The sequence below is a fragment of the Polynucleobacter sp. AM-25C3 genome (genome assembly GCF_018882335.1).
In the GTDB taxonomy this organism is placed as follows: domain Bacteria; phylum Pseudomonadota; class Gammaproteobacteria; order Burkholderiales; family Burkholderiaceae; genus Polynucleobacter.
Genome location: NZ_JACVOS010000003.1, coordinates 43,727 through 67,095, shown reverse-complemented (window position 1 = coordinate 67,095; position 23,369 = coordinate 43,727). Strand labels below are relative to the sequence as shown.

Here is a 23,369-nt window from a genome sequence, read left to right as displayed (position 1 = left end):
GTTTTATATAGAGTTTACCTTTAAAACTATTAAAATCATTTAGAGCAAAAATGTGAACGAGGACTCCGAAGCTCGCAGGTTCGATTCCTGCCGGGCGCACCAAATGAGGGGTTTTTTTGACCTACATCATGCGTGAATTTGTGAAAAAGGCTATCATTTGCACCTAACTTATTGATTCTTATCATGTCAAATCATCTAAATCCATCCCTTGCTGAGCCATCTTTAACCAATCCTTTGGCACCTAATCTGCCATTGCCCCATCGGAAGATCATTCGTAGCTGGCTGATCCCAATGGCTCAAGGAGAAACGGCTAAAGCCATCATGCTACTAGTAATAGATGCTGTTTTATGGCTTGCTTGTATTGCCGGCACTATTTTTGTAGAAAGCATCCTGATCAAGATCATCTTGGGCTTGGTTGCTGGCTTCGTTACTGGTCGCATCTTTATTCTTGGACATGATGCCTGCCACCAAAGCTTCACGCCACATCGCGAGCTCAATAAATTACTGGGTCGTATTGCATTCTTGCCATCCTTAACGCCATATAGCTTATGGGATGTAGGCCATAACGTGGTTCACCACGGCCAAACCAATTTGAAGGGCTTTGACTTTGTCTGGGCCCCATTATCAAAAGCGGAGTTTGATGCTCTACCAGCATGGCGCAAAGCCTTAGAGCGCCTTTACCGTAGCGGTTGGGGCCCGGTTTTCTACTACCTCATTGAAATCTGGTGGAGGCGCGAGTACTTCCCAAATGCGAAAAACAAACCTGGTGATCGCCCAATTTTCCTTAAAGACAATTTATTAGTAACTGGTTTTGCCATCATTTGGATTGACTGCCTCATTGCTGGAGCCATTGCCACAGGGCAATCTATCTGGGTTGGATTAATTACTGGTTTTGCTGTCCCGTTCTTGTTCTGGAACGGCATGATTGGCTTTGTAGTCTACGTTCACCATACCCACCCAAAAGTTTCTTGGTATGACAAGAAATCAGAGTGGTTGCGTGCCCAGCCTTTCGTGTCCACTACTGTCCATTTGACGTTTAACTGGATTTGGGGCACTTTAGTGCACCACATCATGGAGCACACTGCCCATCACGTGGATATGAGCGTCCCCCTTTACCGCCTCCAAGAGGCCCAAAATACCCTAGAAACCATCCTTCCAGAGCGTATTTTTGTTCAAAAGTTCTCTTGGGCCTGGTATTTCGATACTGCTCGCAAGTGCAAGCTATATGACTTCGAGAACAAGGCTTGGTTGGATTTTGATGGCAATAAAACGGCTGATTCAGTGCGCGTTGTGCTGAGCCCAGCCCCAGCGGGACAAAACGGGTAAAATAGATCTTCTGTACAAGATTTGGATTACCCGGATTGCCCATGACTACCTCGACTCCAGCTGCTACCCAAGAAACCTCTCAGAGCCTTAAGTTTTGCTCTTCTTGCAGTCGCGAAAAGCGTCTGGAAGGTGGCACATGGATTCCGACAAGCAATCGTAAGCAACGTTGGATTTGCGCTAGTTGCTTGTACAACCGCACACACCGTACCGGCTCAGCAAAAGCCTAATTCTTAATTAGGCGCTCCCCGCTGTAAGTTTGGTCAATCCCCTACGTAGGGATTAGTTTGACGCTCTTTGCCAAACGTCGACATAGGTCCGTGCCCCGGAACAAATTGCACGTCATCACCTAGCGGCCATAATTTTGTCTTAATGGCATTAATTAAGTCCGCATGATTGCCACGTGGAAAATCTGTTCTACCAATTGACCCAGCAAAAAGTACGTCGCCCACCAAAGCCAAGCGATCTTCTTTATCAAAAAACACAACATGTCCTGGTGTGTGCCCAGGACAATGCAGCACCTCTAAATCAACATTGCCAACTTGCACATGATCGCCATCTTCCAACCAACGCGATGGTACAAATGCTTTTGCATGTCCAAATCCAAACCGCACAGTTTGTTCGGGCAGTTGATCTAACCAAAACTGCTCATCAATCTGTGGGCCTTCAATAGGCACACCCAGTTGATCAGATAAATCTTTGGCTGCCGCACAGTGATCAAGATGACCATGGGTTAATAAAATCTTTTTCACCGTACCGCCAAGCTGTTTAACGCCATCCAAAATTTTGTCAATATCTCCACCAGGGTCGACTACCGCTGCATCCCCCGTTTCTTGACAAACCAAGATAGAGCAGTTTTGCTCGAATGGAGTGACTGGAACAATTCCTAATTTGATTGGCATAAATAAAAATACTTAATTTGATTAACCACTAGTTTATGGCAAAGACGCTAGAATGTATCTCACAGGATACACAATGAATACTCAAGATACCTTTAAATTCGCAGAAACGCATGAGTGGGCCAGCATGGAAGATGATGGACTCATTTGGGTTGGCATTAGCAATCACGCGCAAGTAGCATTAGGCGATGTCATGTTCTTTCAAGCGCCAAAAATTGGGCAAGAAGTAAAGCAGGGCGAAGCTATTGCTGTGATTGAGTCGGTTAAAGCAGCCAGCGATATTCATGCGCCAGTTAGTGGTGAGATCGCGGCACTCAATGAGTCGATGGATGCCACGCCTGAGATCGTTAACGAAAATCCTTATGCAGTTTGGCTTTTTAAAATCAAAACGTCATCGGAAGAAAAACTCAATGCAGAATTGGGCTCCTTGATGTCTCTTGAAAAGTACGACTCAAGCGCGGGCACTTAAATAGCGACTGGGTCACGCTCTATCAACCACCGAACGCGCGATGTTTTACTGATGCGCCCTTGAGAGTCTTGACGCAATTCTTGATCCACTATTTCCAGCGCTTCTTGTAAGGCCTTGCGGCTCACCGACTCTATCACTAACTGAGCTCGCTCCGAACCAGCAACCCGCATGACTGGCTTTGGTACCGGGTCATAAACCTTTAGCTCTTTTGTAATCATGCCTCTAATATTCATGCGCGCCTTCAGCTCACTTAAAAACTGTATGGCTTTCTCAAGGCTTTTGGCCTCCGCATGAATTAAGGCTTGGTAAGAGTAGGGCGGTAACTTCGCCTCCTCTCGCTCGCTCGCAGTGAAGGCTAAAAATCCATCAACGTCATGCCTTAATAAGTACTGAAATACAGGTGACTCTGGATATTGAGTTTCAATATAAATGTCGCCACCCTTTTCTCCACTAGTTCCAGATCTTCCAGCTCGCCCGGCGACTTGAACCAACTGCGCAAACAATCTTTCGGCTGCTCTAAAATCCGCAGAATAGAGTCGGCTATCAGCATCCAACACTGCAACCAAACCAATATTTTGATAGTCATGACCTTTGGCAATCATTTGCGTGCCAACCACAATGTCTACATTGCCATCATGAATCTCCTGAAAGAGCGCCTCTGCTCCCTTACTCTTTCTGCTGGAATCTGTGTCGACCCGTAGGACTCTCGCTTGCGGCCACATCTCCTCAATAGCATCCTCTAGCTTTTGCGTGCCATGGCCTAATGTTTTTAAATCTGCGTTTCCACAGTCTGGGCAGAACTGTGGAATGGGCTTTACCAATCCGCAATGATGGCAACTCAATACTGATCTTCTTCCTAATGCACCCGCCTTATGCATCACCGTATAAGTGGAGCATTGCGTACATTTCGATAGCCAATTACATGCGGAACAACTTAAGACCGGAGCGTATCCACGGCGGTTAATCAGAATGAGGCTCTGCTGTTTGGCCTCCAGTGATTTACTGATTGCCTTCGCAAGCGTCTTTGTAATTAAACTTTTTTGTTTGGGCGCGCCTTGATCGCCAGGACTAAATTGGTTTTGTGGATCTCTCGTATTAATTAAGTGCACGCTGGGTAATGCAGCGCCTTGAGCTCGTTGATCTAGTCGAATGTATTCATAGCGGCCAGATTGTGCTGCCATCCATGTTTCAAGCGATGGTGTAGCAGAAGCCAAAAGGATTGGCACCTTTAGATCATGTGCGCGCCAAATTGCTAAATCTCGTGCAGAGTAGCGAATGCCATCTTGCTGCTTATAAGATGAGTCATGCTCTTCATCCACAACAATTGCTCGTAAATTTGGCATCGGCGTTAGTGCTGCCAAACGTGTTCCCAAAATAATTTGCGCCTTGCCGATCATCGCCTCATACCAAGCAATGCCTCTTTTTTTCTCGCTGACTCCACTGTGAAGAACCGCCATCCTTTTTTCTGGGAAGTAGGCGCGCACCCGCCTCTCTAATTGTGGCGTCAAGTTGATCTCGGGCACCAGCAATAAAACTTGCGCACTCTCGTCTTTCAAAATGCTAGCGATCCAGTTGAGAAATACTGCCGTCTTGCCGCTGCCTGTTTGACCCTGCAACAATATTGCCCGAAATCCTTTTTTTACCTCTTCATCAGCGAGCAATGCTTCCAGTGCATTTTTCTGATTTGGATTTAATTGATCTTCTGTAATCAATCCTTCTACGGCTACATTAATCGACTTTTTCTTTTTCTTCTCGGCTGATTCTAATTTTTGCGGAATCTTTTCCCATTCATCTGCCTTTTTCCACATCTGTGGAATCGTTGGCAAAATAGTTTCCCCCAGCGCATGGACATAGTATTGACTAGCAAAATTCATTAATCGCAATGATGCGGGGTCAAGGGGTGGCAAGGGCGCTAGACGGTCAACAAATTTGAGTTTTTCGATCTCATAATCGGAGTGATCACTCACTTTTATTACAAGGCCAATTGCCTTAGATCTGGCAAATGGCAACTCAACAATATTCCCAATTTCTGGTAATTTGCCTAATTTTTCAGCATCCCATAAGTAATCAAAGCCCTGGGCCAAAGGCTTATCAATCACTACCTGTACCACTATGGGTTTAAGCGTCATTTACTAAAATTTTCTGTCTGATCCTGTGGATAAGTCTGTGGATATCATTCGCAAATTAGGATTTCTTTGCTTATTTTATAGGAATACTGACTTGCACTTAAATTAGGCATTTTCTTATTTATTTATATAAATCAGTATGTTATATGAGTTAGTAAAGGTGAATCTTTATATTTCTCACGAATCTCACTGTATTTATTCTTCTGCACAGATCTGTGCATAACTTTTTGCCAGAATTCTGACTAAGTTAGCAATTACTTGGGATTATTGCTTTGCCCGCAGGGCTTTTGACTTGGAGATTACCGTCTCGGAGAGGGCTGCCACGCTTTCGGGAGGCGTAAATTGATTAATGCCATGGCCTAGATTAAAGATATGGCCATCTAGTGAATGTAAGCCAGTCTTTAATGCAGGGGCGCCAGCCAAGTCAGTCAAAATATCTTCGGCTGCCGCTGCAATCTGCTTTGGCTCTGAAAATAAGATGAGCGGATCTAAATTGCCCTGTAGCGCTATTGGCTTATTGATCTCAAGAAGCTGCTTACGGGCACGGCTCAAGCGCATAGTCCAGTCGATTGCGATAACATCCGCACCTACTTGAGCCATGTCATTTAACCAAATGCCACCACCCTTGGTAAACATGATGATTGGGATCTTGCGACCCTCATGTTCGCGCGGCAATAGTGCAATGACTTTTTGCATTGCAGCCAATGACATGCGCTGATACCAGCCATCAGGAAGCAAGCCTCCCCAGGTATCAAAAATCATCAGCGCTTGTGCGCCGGCTTTTACTTGCTCAATTAAGTAGGCCGCAACCGACTGCACATTGATCTCGAGAATATGCTCCAAGAGATCGGGGCGACTAAACATCATGGTCTTGGCATGACGAAAATCATCAGAACCTGAACCATCAATCATGTAGCAAGCCAATGTCCAGGGGCTTCCGGAGAAGCCAATTAAAGGAACGCGCTGCTTACCATCTTGAATTAACGCTTTACGAATTTCTGAGACTGCATCAAATACGTATTTGAGCTGGTCCATATCAGCAACGCGTAATTTCTTAACTGCCTCTTCAGTGCGCAGCGGGTGATCAAAGCTGGGGCCTTCACCTGCAGTAAATTTCAAACCCAAACCCATTGCATCAGGAATGGTCAAAATATCGGAGAATAAAATTGCCGCGTCTAAAGGATAGCGATCCAATGGCTGAAGCGTTACTTCAGTAGCATATGCAGGATTTTTTGCGAGACCTAAAAAGCTACCAGCCCGTGCTCGAGTGGCATTGTATTCAGGGAGATAGCGTCCCGCTTGGCGCATGAGCCAAAGCGGTGTTTGATCAACCGCTTCGCCCAAGCAGGCTTTTAAAAACCGATCGTTTAACAACAAGGGGATGACCGGTTCTTACTTTTTACGACGAAAGCGTGCAATTGCTGCAAGCTGTGCTGCAGCCATTGCGAACTCTGATTGAGCCAGCGCCAAATCAAAGTCAGTACCACGATTCTGCATTGCTTCTTCAGCACGCTTCTTGGCTTCATTAGCCTTGGCTTCATCAAGATCATGGCCACGAATAGCGGTATCCGCTAAAACGGTGACACGGTCAGGCTGAACTTCTAAATAGCCACCCGCTACGAATACAAACTCTTCATCACCATCAGCTTTTTCAATACGAACTGAACCTGGACGAATACGTGTAATCAAAGGAGTGTGGCCGCGCAAAATACCGAGCTCACCATTTTCACCAGGAAGCGCAACAAACTTGGCTTCACCGCTGAAAATAGATTGCTCAGCACTTACTACATCGACGCGTATGGTTGACATAATTTCCCTAGATGAGTTCGATTAAAGCTTCTTAGCTTTCTCGATGGCTTCATCAATTGAACCCACCATGTAGAACGCTTGCTCAGGCAAGTGATCCAATTCGCCGCTGCAAATCATTTTGAAACCACGGATAGTTTCTTTCAATGGAACGTATTTTCCTGGTGAACCAGTAAACACTTCAGCAACGTGGAAAGGCTGGGACAAGAAACGTTGAATCTTACGTGCACGTGATACGGCCAACTTGTCTTCTGGTGACAATTCGTCCATACCTAAAATTGCAATAATGTCGCGCAACTCTTTATAGCGTTGCAATGTCATCTGTACTTCACGAGCTACGTCATAGTGCTCTTGACCAACTACTTGTGGATCAAGCTGACGGCTGGTTGAGTCCAATGGATCAACCGCTGGGTAGATACCTAAAGCAGCGATGTCACGTGACAACACGACTGTGGAATCTAGGTGTAAGAAGGTTGTTGCTGGTGATGGATCGGTTAAGTCATCCGCAGGAACGTAAACAGCCTGAATAGATGTAACAGAACCAGTCTTAGTTGAAGTAATGCGCTCTTGCAACTTACCCATTTCTTCAGCCAATGTAGGCTGGTAACCCACAGCAGAAGGCATACGACCCAACAATGCTGATACTTCAGTACCTGCGAGTGTGTAACGGTAAATATTGTCAACGAAGAACAAAATGTCACGGCCTTCGTCACGGAATGCTTCAGCCATTGTCAAACCAGTCAATGCAACGCGCAGTCGGTTGCCAGGGGGTTCATTCATCTGACCAAACACCATCGCCACTTTGTCGATAACGTTAGATTCTTTCATCTCGTGATAGAAGTCATTACCTTCACGAGTACGCTCACCAACACCGGCGAACACAGATAAACCTGAGTGTTGCTTAGCGATGTTGTTAATCAATTCCATCATGTTCACGGTCTTACCAACACCGGCACCGCCGAACAAGCCAACCTTACCGCCTTTAGCAAACGGGCAAACTAAGTCAATAACCTTAATACCGGTTTCTAACAAGTCAACCGAAGGGGAGAGCTCATCAAACTTTGGTGCTGGCTGGTGAATAGCGCGACGCTCTTCAGTAGCAATTGGACCCGCATCATCAATTGGGCGACCCAAAACGTCCATAATGCGGCCGAGTGTTGCTGGGCCAACAGGAACAGAAATCGGCTTACCAGTTGATTTCACTTCCATGCCGCGACGCAATCCATCGCTTGCACCCATGGCAATCGCGCGAACAACGCCGTCACCGATTTGTTGCTGAACTTCAAAGGTCAAACCTTTTTCAGCAAATGATTTTTCACCACTATCAACTAATGTCAACGCATCATAGATGCTTGGCATTTTGTCGCGTGGGAACTGAATGTCCACCACTGGACCGATACATTGGACGATATTTCCGTTACTCATCGCATTTCTCCGCTTTTAATTCCTGAATTCTTTCGTATTCCTAAACGCTGACCGCTTAAACCGCAGCCGCTCCACCAACAATCTCTGACAGCTCTTTAGTAATAGCAGCTTGTCGTGTTTTGTTGTATTCCAATTGCAATTCGCCAATCACGTTCTTCGCATTATCTGAAGCGGCCTTCATTGAGACCATGCGTGCAGATTGTTCTGAAGCCATGTTTTCAGCAACAGCTTGATAAATCATTGCTTCTACGTAACGCTTTAACAAGCCATTCAAAATGGACTCTGCATCAGGCTCGTAGATGTAATCCCAAGAGTGGCCAGACTTCTCTTCTGGAGTTAATGCGGCTGGCTCCAATGGTAAAAGCTTTTCAATAACTGCTTCTTGCTTCATCGCATTGACAAAGCGGTTGTACGCCAAATAAACAGCGTCAATCTCGCCGCGCTCAAAGGCTTCCAGCTGAGCAGTAATTGCGCCGATCAACACATCCATATGCGGCGTATCGCCAATATGGGTGGTTTGTGAAATCAATTTTGCTTTTGAGCGATTTAAAAACTGAAGACCCTTTGAACCAATGGCGGTGTACTCAATAGCAACTTGGGTAGCCTCCATATCGCGCACTTGATTGGTCACTAAACGCAGGACGTTGGTATTCAAGCCACCACACAAGCCCTTGTCTGTTGTAACCAAGATAGTGCCAACTTTCTTTACCTCACGAGTTGCCATGTAAGCAGGGCGGAACTCAGGATTGGCTTTAGAAAGATTGGCAACAATCTCACGAATTTTTTCAGCGTATGGGCGCGCATTACGCATGCGCTCCTGAGCGCGACGCATCTTGGATGCGGCGACCATTTCCATTGCCTTCGTGATCTTGCGCGTGTTTTGCACGCTCTTGATCTTTGATCGTATCTCTTTTGTGCTTGCCATGATTTATGCGGGCCTTCTTAAAAAGAGGCTGAGCGCTTGTAATCCTCAATTGCAGCACGCAAAGCAGCTTCGTCATCTTTGCTCAAGTCTTTTATGTCTTCAATACGAGCAACTAAGTCGGCGTATTTAGATTTCAAATGATCTTGCAAACCTTTTTCGAACGCCAATACGTTCTTCACTTCAAGGTCATCAAAGAAACCATTGTTAACTGCGTAGAGTGAGGCAGCCATTTCCCAAACTTGCAACGGCTTGTATTGAGCTTGCTTGCATAACTCAGTAACGCGACGACCACGCTCCAACTGCTTGCGGGTTGCATCGTCCAAGTCAGAAGCGAACTGGGCAAATGCTGCTAATTCACGATACTGCGCCAAGTCGGTACGAATACCACCAGACAACTTCTTAATCACTTTGGTTTGAGCTGCACCACCAACACGTGAAACAGAAATACCAGCGTTAATCGCAGGACGTACGCCAGCGTTAAACAAGTCAGTTTCCAAGAAGATCTGACCGTCGGTAATCGAAATGACGTTTGTTGGAACGAATGCAGAAACGTCACCAGCTTGAGTTTCAATAATTGGCAGCGCGGTCAAAGAACCTGTTTTGCCTTTTACTGAACCATTTGTAAATTTCTCTACATATTCAGCATTTACACGAGCAGCGCGCTCAAGCAAACGTGAGTGGAGATAGAACACGTCGCCAGGGTAAGCTTCGCGGCCTGGTGGGCGACGCAAGAGCAAAGAAATCTGACGGTATGCAACGGCTTGTTTTGTTAAATCGTCATAAACGATCAATGCGTCTTCACCACGGTCACGGAAATATTCGCCCATTGTGCAACCTGCATATGCAGAAAGGTACTGCATCGCTGCAGAATCAGAGGCACTCGCTGCAACAACAACGGTGTACTCCATCGCACCCAATTCGGTAAGTTTGCGAACCACGTTAGCAATAGTAGAAGCCTTTTGACCAATCGCAACATAGACGCAATAAACGCCTTTGCCTTTTTGGTTAATGATCGCATCAATCGCAACAGCTGTTTTACCGGTTTGACGGTCGCCAATGATCAACTCGCGCTGACCGCGGCCAATTGGAACCATTGCATCAATCGCCTTCAGACCAGTTTGAACTGGCTGGCTAACGGATTGACGTGCAATCACGCCTGGAGCCACTTTTTCAATAAAGTCAGTTAACTTTGCATTGACTGGGCCTTTGCCATCAATCGGCTGACCGAGTGCGTTTACAACGCGACCGAGCAACTCTGGACCAACTGGAACTTCCAAAATGCGGCCAGTACATTTAACTGGGTCGCCTTCTTTAATGTGGGTGTATTCACCCAACACCACAGCACCAACTGAATCACGCTCAAGGTTCAAAGCGAGGCCGATTGTGTTGTTTGGAAATTCCAACATTTCGCCCTGCATAACACCAGACAAGCCGTGTACGCGGCAAATACCGTCGGTCACTGAAATTACAGTGCCTTCGTTGCGAAGTTGGGAATCAACACCCATTTCGCTAATTCGGCTTTTGATCAGTTCACTGATCTCGGAAGGGTTGAGTTGCATTACTTACTCCTGGGTCTTATTTCGTATGTTCTTAATAGGGATAACTTATGCGCCAAGACTTGCTTGCATTTGAGCTAACTGTGCCTTTACTGAACTATCCAATACCTCATCACCAACTTGAATGCGAACTCCGCCAATCAATGCTGGATCTACTTGAATAGTTGGGCGCAATTCCTTACCCCCAAAGCGCTTCTTCAAACTTGACAACAAATCATTTAGCGCAGAACCCTCTAATGGGAATGCGCTAGTAATCATTACTTCTGCTGCACCTTCGCTCTTATTCTTCATCGCCTCAAATTGACTTGCGATTTCAGGGATAGCGGATAAGCGGTGGTTTTGATTTACAAGACTCAAAAAGCTTGCGATTTTGCCGTCCAGCTTTGTCTTCACCATGCCGGAAAGCAATTTGCTTAAATCCTCCGCAGAAACTTTTGGATTGTTTGATAAAGCAGCAACCTCTGGCAATGCAGCAAGCTGCGCCAGCTCATTTAACTGCTCCAAACAAGTGGCAAGCTCTGCAGGCTTAGTGCTTTGAAAAAGCGCTTCAGCATAAGGGCGTGCAATCGTGGCTAATTCAGCCATATCAAAGTTCTGCCTTTAGTTGATCAAGCAATGCGCCATGGGCTTTTGCATCAACTTCACGACGCAAAATTTGCTCGGCACCTTTAACAGCCAACACAGCCACTTCAGCACGCAACACTTCACGAGCTCGAGTTACTTGTTGATCTGCATCTTGCTTAGCTTGAGAAATGATGCGGGCTGCTTCTGCTTGTGCATTGACGCGAATTTCTTCAGCGGACATTTGCGCACGTTTTTCTGCTTCTGCAACACGCTGCACACCTTCTTGGCGTGCTTTAGTTAATTCTTGCTCTGCTTCGTTACTTGCCAATGCGAGCGCTTCTTTACCACGCTCGGCAGCAGCTAAGCCTTCGGCAATTTTGCTTGAACGCTCGTCTAACGCCTTAACCAGCGGTGGCCACACGAAGCGTGCAACAACCCACCATAAGACGAAGAAAACGATCATTTGCGCGAATAGGGTCGCGTTCAGATTCACGATATTCCTTTCAGTATTGTTGAGAACGGTTGGATGACCCGGTGGTCATCCACGCCAAAACAATTACTTAATAACTGCGAGCAGTGGGTTTGCGAAAGCAAACAACATTGCAACACCAACGCCGATCAAAAACGCAGCGTCGATCAAACCAGCCAAAAGGAACATCTTAGTTTGGAGTGGCTCCATCAATTCTGGTTGACGTGCACATGCTTCGATGTACTTACCACCCATCAATGCAATACCTAAACAAGCACCGATCGCGCCGAGGCCGATGATGATGCCGATAGCGATTGCTGTGAAACCTTGAATGTTTGCGAGAAATTGTTGCATGTTGCTGACTCCTGAAGTTAAAGAGATAAGTTAAAAATAAAAATCTTAGTGATGGCTATGCGCTTGCCCGATGTAGACCAAAGTCAACATCATGAAAATAAAGGCTTGCAACAAAATAACCAAAATGTGGAAGATGGCCCAAGCTGATCCAGCAATAACATGGCCCACCAATCCGAACAGGGATAAATCTAAATTAAATGTCCACACGCTACCTAGCAAGGCGATCAAAAGGAAAACCAACTCGCCAGCATACATATTGCCGAACAGTCGCATACCCAAAGAAACACCTTTAGCAAGATATTCGATGATGTTCAAAGCAAGGTTGAATGGGGCCAAATACCACTTCGCGCCAAATGGGGCAGAAATGAGTTCATGTAAGAAGCCGCCAAAACCTTTTACTTTAAAGCTGTAAAAGAAGACTAATAACAAAACAGACATAGACATGCCCATAGTGGCATTCAGGTCTGTTGTCGGCACCAACTTGTGATGGGGCACATGGACACCAAAACTCTCGATGAAATGGTTTACGCCCAAAACCCAATCCACAGGAACCAAATCCAAAGTATTCAGGAGGATGATCCAAAAGAATACAAACAGGGCCAGTGGCGCAATATAACTACGATCACCATGAACAATGCTCTTGGCTTGTGTATCAGCCATTTCCACAATCATTTCCACGAAGCACTGGAAACGGCCTGGAACACCTGGGGTTGCGCGACGCGCTGCAATCAACAAAATAAATACAGCGAGCAGGCCCATGGCGGATGCCCAAAAGATGGTATCTAAATTGATGATGCTGAAATCGACAATAGAAGCTTGATGCTCACCAGTGCTGGTGAGATTTTGTAAATGCTCAGAAATGTACGCTGTTGGCGTCATTTGCTCGGCTGCCGCGTGGGCTTGGTTTACTTCGCTAGACATCTCTTAACTAGTCCTTTGGTTCAATCTCATTTATTACTACTAGCGCCACAACCACGCCAGCCACACACACTTTAAGGCAAGTACATAAGTCACCAATAGCGGGACCCAAAGCACTCCTGGGATTAAATAAGCAACCCCAATAAACAACATCAGTGTCACGGCAATTTTGATAAATTCGCCTGAAACCAATGCCGCCAAATAATTCCCTGGATTCAATATCGGCGTTTTCTTCGCCAACTCCAGCCTGGTTAAAAACAAGGCCGACGGCAAGACGCTAATTAAACCACCTAAAAAGGCCGACTGAGTATAAAGGCTTACCCCTACCGGCTCCCCAAAAACTGACCAAACCACCATGCTAAGCACGGTAACCACTACTTGTGCAGCCAAAATTCTCCAGGGCGATAGCGGGGGATGTTTTAGGGCATTGCTTTTTTGCAACGCCGCCATTTCCGCCTTACTGAGTACCTGATACACCTCTTCTTCAGGCTCATCCCAGTCATTTGCCTCGGAAAATTGATTTTTTTGAGGAATCAATTTAGCCCCGTGAGTTTAATGTGTGCACTGCAATAGGTCAAATGTTTTAGGGTCATTTATGAAGACTTTTAAGACTCAACGCCTAGCTTTTTCAATAGTGAATCTAGCTCGTCAAACTGGCTAAAGCGGATTCTCAGCTCACCACCCTTGCCTTTGAACTTAAATTCAGCATTTAGGCCTATCAAATCGGCAATTTCTTGGGTTAAACGGCGCAGATCGGGATCGCGACTTGGTGTACCTGAATCGGCCTGAGTTTTGGCTTTTTTATCCCCAATTTGCCCCCCGGCTCGCGCCAGGGCTGTAGACATCCTCTCAGCCTCGCGAACGGATAGGCCCTGTGCAGCAATTTTTTGCGCCAAAGCTATCTGGCTTGCCCCAGGTAAAGGCAAAAGCGCACGCGCATGGCCCATGTCAATGTCACCCGCCAAAAGCATGGCTTGTACCGGCTTTGCTAGCTGGCTTAAGCGCAGCAAATTGGTGATTGCACTCCGAGATTTACCCACTGCTTTGGCGGCCTGCTCATGAGTAAAGCCAAACTCTTCAATTAATCGTGCCAAGCCCTGTGATTCTTCCAGCGGATTTAAATCTTCACGCTGCATATTCTCTATTAAAGCCATTGCGGCGGCAGCTTGATCATTAGCACCAGAAACTAAAACCGGCACCTCTTTTAAGCCAGCTAAAGTTGCCGCACGAAAGCGGCGCTCACCAGCAATAATTTCGTACTTTCCAGGAGCAACCAAACGCACCAATAATGGTTGCATCACACCTTGCTCGCGAATACTTTCTGCCAACTCTTGCAGTGCACTCGCTTCCATTTTTTGACGCGGTTGATATTTACCAGCCTGCAATGCGGTCAGCGGCAAACGATTAATTTCAGCCGTCGTTTCTTTTTGAGCCTTGTCACCGAGCAATGCCTCTAGTCCGCGGCCCAACCCTTTTTTCTTTATTGCAACCATGATATTTTTATTATTCCTAGGTTTTACATTTGTTTAATACGGTCAATCATTTCGGCACCAAACTCCAAATAGGCTTTTGCACCACGTGATGAGCCATCGAACGCCACCCCAGGAAGCCCGTAGGACGGGGCTTCAGCCAGGCGAACGTTGCGGGGAATAATGCTCTTAAATACTTTGTCGCCAAAGTGCTCGAGCAATTGATCTGAAACTTGTTGTTGTAATGTCATGCGCGCATCAAACATCACGCGCAATAAACCAATGATCACCAAATCGGGATTTAAGTTTGCGTGAACTTGTTTGATGGTGTTTACCAAATCCGACAAGCCCTCCAACGCAAAATACTCGCACTGCATTGGCACGATCACGCCATTGGCTGCACATAATCCATTGAGCGTTAACAGCGATAGCGCAGGGGGACAATCAATCAAAATAAAGTCGTAGTCATTCGCAACAACAGCAAGCGCATCTTTCAATCGTTGCTCGCGAGAATCCAAATCCACCAATTCAATTTCAGCGCCCGCTAGATCACGATTTGCCGGCAACACGTCGTAGCCAGAACTCTCGCAATGAACTGCCGATTCTTTCACTGATGAGAGGCCAATTAATACTTGATACACCGTGCTATTGAGATCTGCCTTTTCAATTCCAGATCCCATCGTCGCATTACCTTGTGGATCCAAGTCCACCAACAAAACACGTTGCTGATGCCCAGCTAAACCGGCGGCCAAATTAACAGCAGTGGTTGTTTTTCCAACCCCACCTTTTTGATTCGCAATACAAAATATTTTGGCCATAATTTTTTCTTAAAAATGTCGTGCTTTAAAGGGGTAATTTTCTCACGGGAGATAAGACCAAAAGCCGACGCTCCACCGCTAAATTTGGAATTTGCAGAGGAACATCCGCCACCAGTCGCCATTGATCCATACAAACATCCTGCAGCTCTTCGTCAGCTCGTTTAGCCTTCATGGCAAATACCAAGCCGCCGGGCTTAAGAAGGGGGAGGGAAAGCTCCAGAAAGTGGGCTAGATTGGTAAATGCTCTAGAAATCACGGCATCAAACTGTCCAGGCTGAGATTTTGCAACCGCCTCGACTCGCTCGCTCAGCACCTGAATATTCTTTAAACCCAACTTGCCACGCACGTGTTGCAAAAAAGCGGTTTTTTTGCGGATAGCCTCAATTAGAGTCACTTGCCACCCCGGCTGCAGAATGGCAATAGGGATTGCAGGTAGGCCGCCGCCCGACCCAAGATCGGCAATCTTGGGGTTTTGTAAGTCTAAAAATTTTCGCATTACCGGTAAAACTGTAATAGAATCAATAAGATGCAATCGTACTGAGTTTTTTTCACCCTCAATTGCTGTGAGGTTATGAACTTGATTCCAGCGGCCCATTTCCTGTAAAAAGAGCTCTAAATTACCGATATTGATGGGACTTAGATTGAGGCCTAAATCCTCAATTCCCAAGGAAATCAACTCATCACTCATGGGCTTCTTCTTGAGTGCGTCCCAAACCTTTTTTTAGATGCACAAGCAGCAAGGAAAGCGCTGCAGGCGTCACACCAGAAATTCTTCCAGCTTGACCTAGCGTTCCCGGCTTATGTAAATTGAGTTTTTGCTGCACCTCTTTCGATAAACCAAGAACCTGGGTGTAGTCCAAAAACTCCGGCAAAGGGAAGCTCTCGTTATGCTCTTGACGGGCAATTTCAACAGTCTGCCGCTCTATGTACCCTTGATACTTAATGGATATTTCTACTTGATCGCTAATTTGCTGCGCTAAACCCAAGTCATCATCCAATGTTCCGGGCGACCACATTCCGTCTGCCAACCCCGTAATAGCCTCATAAGTGATGCCTGGACGCCTCAAAATATCGGCCAAACTGCACTCGTGGGATAAATCCTGGCCTAAAAGCCCAGAAACTGCCTGCGCAGAACTATGTTTTGGCCCAATCCAAACCTCTTGCAAGCGGGATGTTTCACGTGAAACAGCCTCTTGTTTTCTACAAAACGTATTCCAACGGTAGTCATCAACCAATCCAAGCTCGCGGCCAATCGTAGTTAAACGCATATCTGCATTATCTTCACGCAAGCTAAGGCGATATTCTGCGCGACTCGTAAACATCCGATAGGGCTCTTGGACCCCCAAAGCAATCAAATCATCGACCAGAACACCAATATAAGATTCGCTGCGTTTTGGAATCCAAGGCTCTTTCCCTTTTGCTGCCAAGCCCGCATTAATACCCGCGAGCATTCCCTGGGCAGCAGCCTCTTCATACCCGGTAGTGCCATTAATCTGGCCGGCAAAGTACAGGCCAGCAATCGCCTTAGTCTCTAAACTATGGCGTAAATAGCGTGGATCAAAGAAGTCGTACTCAATGGCGTAACCTGGGCGCACAATCACGGCAGACTCTAGGCCGCGGATACTGCGTACCAAACTCCACTGAACATCAAACGGAAGGCTGGTAGAAATGCCATTGGGATAAAACTCATTGGTTGTTAAGCCTTCTGGCTCCAAAAAGATCTGATGACTATTTCTGGAGGCAAAACGGTGAATCTTGTCTTCAATAGAAGGGCAATAGCGTGGGCCAACACCCTCGATAACGCCGGTATACATTGGGGAGCGATCTAAACCGCCCCGAATAATGTCGTGTGTTTGCTCATTGGTATGAGAAATCCAGCAGGGAACCTGTCTTGGATGTTGCTCTGGCCGGCCTAAATAGGAGAATACGGGCACAGGATCTAAGTCGCCCGGCTGCTCCAACATCACGGAGAAATCAATAGTTCTTCCATCAATCCGTGGCGGAGTACCCGTTTTTAATCTTCCCTGGGGAAGCTTTAGCTCTTTTAGTCTTGCGGATAAAGAAACGGCTGCAGGATCACCAGCGCGCCCGCTGGCGTAATTATTCAAACCTACATGAATTTTTCCATCCAAGAAAGTACCGGCCGTTAGCACCACCTTCTTAGCCATAAACTTCAGGCCCATTTGCGTAACCACGCCCTGAACCTCATCCCCTTGTACCAGCAAGTCATCTACTGCCGCCTGGAAGAGAGTGAGGTTTTCTTGATTTTCAAGGCGGCGGCGAATCGCTGCCTTATATAACACCCGATCACCCTGTGCGCGGGTCGCGCGAACAGCGGGGCCTTTGCTGGAATTCAGGATCCTAAACTGAATGCCAGCCTCATCTGTAGCCGCAGCCATGGCGCCACCCATGGCGTCGATCTCTTTGACTAAGTGGCCTTTGCCAATACCACCGATAGAGGGGTTGCAACTCATGGCACCTAAATTCTCAATGCTATGGGTAATTAAGAGGGTGTCACAGCCCATGCGCGCAGCCGCAAGCGCGGCCTCGGTTCCGGCGTGACCGCCGCCAACCACAATGACATCGAAGTTCTTTGAATAACGCATGATTTGCCCCTGATAGGGCGATGATCATAGCATTTTGTAGGTTTCACGTGAAACAAATATGATTATGAAACGAAAATATTATCTATTAACTCTGCAAGCCCTTGATTTGATTGAGTATTAATAAAAATAGCTTCGTATGAGGTAATCATCAAGGCATGTCTTGGCCATGAAAATTTATAAATAAGTACGGCGCCGAAGCGCCGCACTAAAACCAACTAGAAGTAAATGAGCTTAGTTTCTGCTTTTAAAGAGGTGGATAATTTCGCCAACAACCCCACGACGAAATGCCAAAACACAGATCACAAAGATAAAACCGGTGGCAATCGTGCTCCAAGATCCGATATTGGCAAGGTAGTTTTGCAAGCCGACCACAATGCCAGCACCAACCACCGGACCAAGAATGGTGCCCATACCGCCAAGTAAAGTCATTAACACCACCTCACCAGACATATGCCAATGAACATCGGTCAATGTTGCCAACTGGAAAACCAAAGTTTTCAGAGAGCCGGCCAAGCCGGCGAGAGCCGCCGAAATAACAAACGAAATTAATTTAAAGCGATCAACGTCGTAACCCAAAGAAATTGCACGGGGCTCATTTTCACGAATAGCCTTTAGGACTTGTCCGAAAGGTGAGTGGACAGTGCGCACAATTAAAGCAAAGCCTAATAAGAAGATCGCCAATACAAAGTAATACATGCTCACGTCATCTTTTAAATCAATGAGCCCAAACAGCATTCCACGTGGCACACCTTGAATACCATCCTCACCACCCGTAAAGGGAAGTTGAACGGCCAAGAAGTAAACCATTTGGGAGAGGGCCAATGTCACCATCGCAAAATAAATACCTTGCCTGCGAATTGCTAAAGAGCCAATCAAAAATCCCAGCACTCCAGAGCCCAGCACACCCAAAATAATTCCGAACTCTGGTGATAGTCCCGCCTCTTTGCAGAGGTAGGCGGTAATGTAGGCAGAGGTACCAAAAAATGCCGCGTGACCGAATGAGAGGAGGCCAGTAAAACCCAACAGCAAATTAAAGGCGCAAGCAAAAAGGGCGAAGCACAACACCTTCATTGCAAATACTAAATAGATGAAATCCTGAAAGGGCAACAACAAGGCAATACACACCAAGATGCCGTAGAGTAATTTTGTTTTTGAGTTCATGTTATTTCTCCCGGCCGAAAAGTCCAGCAGGACGAATAAGCAACACGATTGCCATGATCACAAAAATAACAACGCCTGATGCTTCTGGGTAAAACACCTTAGTTAAACCCTCCACCAAGCCCAAAGCCAGCCCCGTCAAAATGGATCCCATGATGGAACCCATGCCACCAATGACGACTACCGCAAAAACCACAATAATTAAGTTCGAACCCATGAGTGGGTTCACTTGAAAAATGGGTGCAGCCAAAACACCAGCAAAACCTGCAAGGCCCACGCCATAAGCGTAAGCCAAAGAAATCATTAGAGGAACATTAATACCAAATGCTTGCAGTAGTTTTGGGTTCTCGGTGCCGGCGCGCAGATAGGCGCCTAACTTGGTCCTTTCAATCACATACCAAGTAGAGAAACAAACCACCAAAGAGGCGACTACAACCCACAAACGATACTTCGGCAAAATGATGCCGATTGACTCTAGCGGAATGGCGCCTTGCAACAACTCAGGGGCTGAGTAGCTCTCACCAGAGATGCCATACCAATGACGAAACATGCCCTCAATAATTAAAGCCAAACCAAAGGTCAGCAATAAGCCATAAAGATGATCTAGGTGGTAGAGGCGACGCAGCATGGTTCGTTCCAAAATCAAACCAAAACCCGCCATAACTAAGGGCACAAGAATTAATGCAAACCAATAATTAATTGAGAACTCAGGAAAGCCAATCCACTGACCAACTTGTGTCAAGCCAATCCAGGCAACGAAAGCGCCCATGGTGTACTGAGCGCCGTGGGAAAAATTAATGATGTTGAGTAGGCCAAAAATAATGGCCAAACCCAAGCTCAAAATGGCATAGAAGGAGCCATTAATAAGCCCCACCAAGAGCTGAGCAACCAGCCCTTGTGGGGTAATTCCAAGAAGTTCAAACATGCTTAATTAGAAATTAGTTACTTGTTAGTAACCAGCTTGCATCGTGACAATGAAAGTGGTTGAGTAGCCTCAGCAGCAGGAATCACTGCTTTGACGTTGTAATAATCCCATGGGCTCTTAGATTCAGAAGGTTTCTTCACTTCTAGCAAATACATATCATGCTCAAACTTGCCGTCAGCGCGGATTTTTCCTTTGAATAAACCATCGTCAATATTGGTCGACCTAAGCGCCTTCATAACAGCTTGGGTGTCATCTGTACCAGCCTTTTGAACTGCAGCTAGGTAAGCAAGAACGGATGAGTAAACACCGGCCTGAACACTAGTAGGCATGCGCTTATGTTGTAGGATAAAACGTTTAGCAAACGCGCGAGTCTTATCGTCTTTATCCCAATAGAAACCTTCAGTCAAATACATGCCTTGTGCAGCATTTAAACCCAAAGAGTGAACATCAGAAATAAACATCAACAAAGGAACAACGGTTTGCTTCTTATTAATACCAAACTCTGAAGCTTGCTTAACACTATTAATGGTGTCTTGACCCGCGTTTGCCAAAGCAACAACGTCTGCTCCGCTAGCTTGTGCCTTTAAGAGATAAGAAGAAAAATCACTATTGGGGAATGGGTGCTTACTAGTTCCCAACACTTTACCGCCGTTAGCATTAACAACGTTGGTTGAGTCCTTCTCCAAAGCGGCGCCGAAAGCGTAGTCAGCCGTAAGGAAGTACCAATTCTTTTTACCCTGCTTTACAACAGCTTTGGCTGTGCCATTTGAAAGCGCATAAGTGTCATAAGTCCAATGCACGTTATTAGCGGTACATTTTTCATTGGTGATTGGTAATGAAGCTGCGCCAGAAACCAAGGTGATTTTATTTTTCTGTTCAGCAACTTCCATCACAGCCAAAGCCACATTGGTGGATACCAACTCAACAATGACGTCTACGCCATCTTTGTCATACCACTCGCGCGCTTTGTTTGCGGCAATATCTGCTTTGTTTTGGTGATCTGCGCTAACCAATTCAATCTTTTTACCAATAACAGTGCCGTCTTTAGAAAAGTCAGCGATCGCCATTTTTGCCGCAATCACTGCGCCAGGGCCAGCCAAGTCAGAGTAGGTTGACGATAGATCTGTCAATACACCAATTTTGATTACATCACCACTGACTTTAGATGTTTGCGCAAATGCTGGGTTTGAACCAAAAAAGGTTGCCGCCACCAGACACGCGGTAATTTGCTTTAGCTTCATTTTTGTCTCCTATAAATAACTACTAAACACCAAGATACTCATTTAACAAGCTTGCTTTCTCCGTAAGTTCGTTTTGATTGACAACCTCAACCACGTTGCCGTGTTCAACCACATAATGACGATCAGCTAATGGCGCAGCAAAGCGAAAGTTTTGCTCTACCAACACAATGGTGAAGCCTTTATTGCGAAGGTTGGTAACCACCTCGCCCAGCTTTTGAACAATTACCGGCGCCAATCCTTCGGTAATTTCATCTAGTAATAGAAGTTTCGCGCCCGTTCTGAGAATGCGAGCCATGGCCAACATTTGCTGCTCACCTCCAGACAGGCGTGTGCCAGGGCTGTTACGCCTTTCGTAGAGGTTAGGGAACATCTCGTAAATCTCATCCAAGCCCATACCGCCAGGAGCAATCTCTGGCAACAGCATTAAGTTCTCTTCTGTACTTAAGCTTGCAAAAATGCCCCGCTCTTCTGGGCAGTAACCAACACCTAAGCGAGCAATTCTGTAAGTTGGCATGGTAATCGTTTGCGCGCCATAAATCTCCACCGAGCCCGTTCTTTTGCTTGTGAGGCCCAAAATGGTTTTTAAGATGGTGCTTCGGCCAGCGCCGTTACGGCCTAATAGGGTAACAACCTCACCATCACGGACAGCGAAATTTACACCATGCAGAATGTGGGACTCGCCGTACCAAGACTCTAGGTTTTTAACCTCTAATGCCATGGTACTCATATGGTGTCGCCCCCATGGCTGCCCATATAAGCCTCTACTACCAGCGGGTTGTTTGAAACCTCATGGTAGGAGCCTTCAGCCAAAACGGAGCCACGCTGCAAAACAGTGATCCGGTCAGCAATAGAAGAAACCACCTTCATGTTGTGCTCAACCATCAAAATAGTTCGACCTTTGGCCACCCGATCAATAAGCTCTGTAACGCGCTCTACATCCTCGTGCCCCATACCCTGTGTTGGCTCATCCAACAACATCAACTCAGGCTCCATAGCCATAGTAGTGGCGATTTCTAAGGCTCTTTTACGTCCGTAAGCCAAGTTTAGAGTCTCTTCGTGGGCAAAGTCAGCCAAACCAACCTCACACAAAAGCTCTTCAGCACGCTCATTGAGCACATTAAGAGAGTCTCCAGATCTCCAAAAATGGAACTCCGTCCCCAAACCTCGCTGCAGTGCAACACGAACATTTTCCAATACGCTTAGGTGTGGGAAAACGGCAGAAATTTGAAATGAGCGAACAACGCCGCGCCGCGCAATTTGCGCCGGCTTTTCTTTGGTGATATCAAAACCATTAAATAGGATTTGGCCACTGCTGGGCTCTAGAAATTTCGTTAGAAGGTTGAAGCAGGTTGTTTTACCAGCCCCATTGGGCCCAATCAAAGCATGAATGGTTCCCCGAGTCACATCTAAATTGACGTCGCTCACCGCGGAAAAACCCTTAAATGTTTTTCCAAGGCCAATTGTTTTTAATATTGTTTCTTGCAAGCTCAAATCCTCATACCCTTCCTTGGGCAAGACTTTGAGGATACCTGAAGACAACCCTTACCAATATAGCGATAACCCTAAACGGGATGGGGAATAGCTATTAAGTAGTTTGGGTGGTTTTTAAAAACTGATGGATTGCCGCCTGAGCAACCCCATCCAAAACATCCATGGGGACTCTTTGAGAACCTTGAACAATCATCAACGCATAAGGTTTTGCAAGTGCTACAGCCTCTGGACATAAGCGAAGCTCTTCACCCAGGGCTGGTGATTGGCTGCGCCAATAATTAATGGCAGCCTCTAGATCTTGGATGGTGAGAAACAGCATTACAAAAAGTATTACTTGTTATCAAGAGACAACATGGTTCCTCGACACTTCTTCGCACCACAACGACACTCATAATCTTTTTTCATTTGCTTGGTAATACGGCCCTCTACTCCAAGAGAGTAGTCGTAGAAAAGCTCCTCGCCCACCTTGAGGTCTCTTTTTGCATAAATGAAAACGCGGGGCTCACCACCAAAATTATCTTCATGTGTTTCACAAATTGGCTTGCATGAGTGGTTAATCCAACGCGCAGCATTACCTCCGTATTTGGCGTCAATACAGCGACCATCTTCTAGGGAAAAATAAAAGGTGTGGTTTGGGTCTTTTGGGTCATGGGGGTGGCGCTTCTCCGCAAGCTTCCAGCTGATACGCTCACCCTTGTATTCAATGATCGCATCGCCCTTTTTAATAGGATTCGCGACGAAGACGCCCCTCCCATGAATGGGTGAAGATTTCACAACAATACGGGAACGATCAATTTTTGGTGCTACTAATTTCTTTTTGCTCATAA

The 23,369-nt window shown here is 46.3% G+C and carries 26 protein-coding genes; 3 read left to right on the top strand and 23 right to left on the bottom strand.

The window, feature by feature from the left end:
- The first annotated feature begins 183 nt into the window (after positions 1-183).
- Positions 184-1,326 (top strand): fatty acid desaturase, encoded by a 1,143-nt coding sequence (locus tag ICN12_RS02545; RefSeq protein ID WP_255537657.1) that lies wholly within the window; start codon positions 184-186, stop codon positions 1,324-1,326.
- 41 nt (positions 1,327-1,367) lie between these two features.
- Positions 1,368-1,553, top strand: coding sequence for a hypothetical protein (locus tag ICN12_RS02540; protein ID WP_112202563.1), 186 nt, complete (start codon positions 1,368-1,370; stop codon positions 1,551-1,553).
- 33 nt (positions 1,554-1,586) lie between these two features.
- Here ICN12_RS02540 and ICN12_RS02535 read toward each other — a convergent pair whose 3' ends face one another.
- Positions 1,587-2,219, bottom strand: a complete 633-nt coding sequence (locus ICN12_RS02535; protein WP_216270617.1) for an MBL fold metallo-hydrolase — start codon at positions 2,217-2,219, stop codon at positions 1,587-1,589.
- Positions 2,220-2,298: 79 nt separating this feature from the next.
- Here ICN12_RS02535 and gcvH point away from each other — a divergent pair, with 79 nt between their 5' ends.
- On the top strand, positions 2,299-2,691 hold the full coding sequence (gene gcvH, locus ICN12_RS02530; RefSeq protein ID WP_216270518.1) for a glycine cleavage system protein GcvH: 393 nt from the start codon (positions 2,299-2,301) through the stop codon (positions 2,689-2,691).
- Here the strand turns inward: gcvH and priA are convergent.
- From priA to ICN12_RS02420, 22 genes are all read right to left on the bottom strand, one after another.
- The gene (gene priA, locus ICN12_RS02525; RefSeq protein ID WP_216270517.1) at positions 2,688-4,820 is read right to left on the bottom strand and encodes a replication restart helicase PriA; all 2,133 of its coding nucleotides are present in this window, start codon (positions 4,818-4,820) and stop codon (positions 2,688-2,690) included. The two genes, gcvH and priA, sit on opposite strands and share 4 nt — an antisense overlap.
- Before the next feature lie 261 nt (positions 4,821-5,081).
- Complete coding sequence (hemE, locus tag ICN12_RS02520; RefSeq protein ID WP_370624926.1) at positions 5,082-6,200, bottom strand: uroporphyrinogen decarboxylase; 1,119 nt, start codon at positions 6,198-6,200, stop codon at positions 5,082-5,084.
- A 9-nt stretch (positions 6,201-6,209) separates the two neighbouring features.
- Complete coding sequence (locus ICN12_RS02515; protein WP_216270515.1) at positions 6,210-6,626, bottom strand: F0F1 ATP synthase subunit epsilon; 417 nt, start codon at positions 6,624-6,626, stop codon at positions 6,210-6,212.
- A gap of 21 nt (positions 6,627-6,647) precedes the next feature.
- Positions 6,648-8,048, bottom strand: a complete 1,401-nt coding sequence (atpD, locus tag ICN12_RS02510; RefSeq protein WP_216270514.1) for a F0F1 ATP synthase subunit beta — start codon at positions 8,046-8,048, stop codon at positions 6,648-6,650.
- Positions 8,049-8,103: 55 nt separating this feature from the next.
- Entirely contained in the window at positions 8,104-8,973 is an 870-nt protein-coding gene (gene atpG / locus ICN12_RS02505; protein WP_216270513.1) for a F0F1 ATP synthase subunit gamma, read from the bottom strand.
- 17 nt (positions 8,974-8,990) lie between these two features.
- Positions 8,991-10,532 (bottom strand): F0F1 ATP synthase subunit alpha, encoded by a 1,542-nt coding sequence (atpA, locus tag ICN12_RS02500; protein ID WP_216270512.1) that lies wholly within the window; start codon positions 10,530-10,532, stop codon positions 8,991-8,993.
- A 45-nt stretch (positions 10,533-10,577) separates the two neighbouring features.
- Positions 10,578-11,114 carry a F0F1 ATP synthase subunit delta gene (locus ICN12_RS02495; RefSeq protein WP_216270511.1) on the bottom strand — a complete coding sequence of 179 codons (537 nt, stop codon included), beginning with the start codon at positions 11,112-11,114 and terminating at the stop codon, positions 10,578-10,580.
- A gap of 1 nt (position 11,115) precedes the next feature.
- On the bottom strand, positions 11,116-11,586 hold the full coding sequence (locus tag ICN12_RS02490; protein WP_216270510.1) for a F0F1 ATP synthase subunit B: 471 nt from the start codon (positions 11,584-11,586) through the stop codon (positions 11,116-11,118).
- A 63-nt stretch (positions 11,587-11,649) separates the two neighbouring features.
- Positions 11,650-11,916, bottom strand: coding sequence for a F0F1 ATP synthase subunit C (gene atpE / locus ICN12_RS02485; protein WP_012357116.1), 267 nt, complete (start codon positions 11,914-11,916; stop codon positions 11,650-11,652).
- Between the two features lie 45 nt (positions 11,917-11,961).
- The gene (gene atpB, locus ICN12_RS02480) at positions 11,962-12,837 is read right to left on the bottom strand and encodes a F0F1 ATP synthase subunit A (RefSeq protein ID WP_216270509.1); all 876 of its coding nucleotides are present in this window, start codon (positions 12,835-12,837) and stop codon (positions 11,962-11,964) included.
- A 39-nt stretch (positions 12,838-12,876) separates the two neighbouring features.
- The gene (locus ICN12_RS02475) at positions 12,877-13,371 is read right to left on the bottom strand and encodes an ATP synthase subunit I (RefSeq protein ID WP_216270508.1); all 495 of its coding nucleotides are present in this window, start codon (positions 13,369-13,371) and stop codon (positions 12,877-12,879) included.
- Positions 13,372-13,439: 68 nt separating this feature from the next.
- Positions 13,440-14,330: a ParB/RepB/Spo0J family partition protein gene (locus tag ICN12_RS02470; protein ID WP_370624925.1), complete on the bottom strand. Its 891-nt coding sequence runs from the start codon at positions 14,328-14,330 to the stop codon at positions 13,440-13,442.
- Positions 14,331-14,350: 20 nt separating this feature from the next.
- Positions 14,351-15,121, bottom strand: coding sequence for a ParA family protein (locus ICN12_RS02465; protein WP_216270506.1), 771 nt, complete (start codon positions 15,119-15,121; stop codon positions 14,351-14,353).
- A 25-nt stretch (positions 15,122-15,146) separates the two neighbouring features.
- Positions 15,147-15,809, bottom strand: coding sequence for a 16S rRNA (guanine(527)-N(7))-methyltransferase RsmG (gene rsmG / locus ICN12_RS02460; RefSeq protein ID WP_216270505.1), 663 nt, complete (start codon positions 15,807-15,809; stop codon positions 15,147-15,149).
- The gene (mnmG, locus tag ICN12_RS02455) at positions 15,802-17,727 is read right to left on the bottom strand and encodes a tRNA uridine-5-carboxymethylaminomethyl(34) synthesis enzyme MnmG (RefSeq protein ID WP_216270504.1); all 1,926 of its coding nucleotides are present in this window, start codon (positions 17,725-17,727) and stop codon (positions 15,802-15,804) included. The genes rsmG and mnmG overlap by 8 nt, the downstream gene beginning before the upstream one ends.
- Before the next feature lie 231 nt (positions 17,728-17,958).
- Complete coding sequence (locus tag ICN12_RS02450; RefSeq protein ID WP_216270503.1) at positions 17,959-18,888, bottom strand: branched-chain amino acid ABC transporter permease; 930 nt, start codon at positions 18,886-18,888, stop codon at positions 17,959-17,961.
- A 1-nt stretch (position 18,889) separates the two neighbouring features.
- Positions 18,890-19,810, bottom strand: coding sequence for a branched-chain amino acid ABC transporter permease (locus tag ICN12_RS02445; protein ID WP_216270502.1), 921 nt, complete (start codon positions 19,808-19,810; stop codon positions 18,890-18,892).
- Between the two features lie 17 nt (positions 19,811-19,827).
- A complete protein-coding gene (locus tag ICN12_RS02440; protein ID WP_216270501.1) occupies positions 19,828-21,051 on the bottom strand; it encodes an ABC transporter substrate-binding protein in 1,224 nt (407 codons plus the stop codon).
- A gap of 22 nt (positions 21,052-21,073) precedes the next feature.
- Positions 21,074-21,778, bottom strand: a complete 705-nt coding sequence (locus tag ICN12_RS02435; protein WP_216270500.1) for an ABC transporter ATP-binding protein — start codon at positions 21,776-21,778, stop codon at positions 21,074-21,076.
- Positions 21,775-22,542: an ABC transporter ATP-binding protein gene (locus tag ICN12_RS02430; protein ID WP_216270499.1), complete on the bottom strand. Its 768-nt coding sequence runs from the start codon at positions 22,540-22,542 to the stop codon at positions 21,775-21,777. The genes ICN12_RS02435 and ICN12_RS02430 overlap by 4 nt, the downstream gene beginning before the upstream one ends.
- Before the next feature lie 94 nt (positions 22,543-22,636).
- The gene (locus tag ICN12_RS02425; RefSeq protein WP_216270498.1) at positions 22,637-22,861 is read right to left on the bottom strand and encodes a DUF3717 domain-containing protein; all 225 of its coding nucleotides are present in this window, start codon (positions 22,859-22,861) and stop codon (positions 22,637-22,639) included.
- Between the two features lie 11 nt (positions 22,862-22,872).
- On the bottom strand, positions 22,873-23,367 hold the full coding sequence (locus ICN12_RS02420) for an SET domain-containing protein (RefSeq protein WP_216270497.1): 495 nt from the start codon (positions 23,365-23,367) through the stop codon (positions 22,873-22,875).
- Between the last annotated feature and the right edge of the window lie 2 nt (positions 23,368-23,369).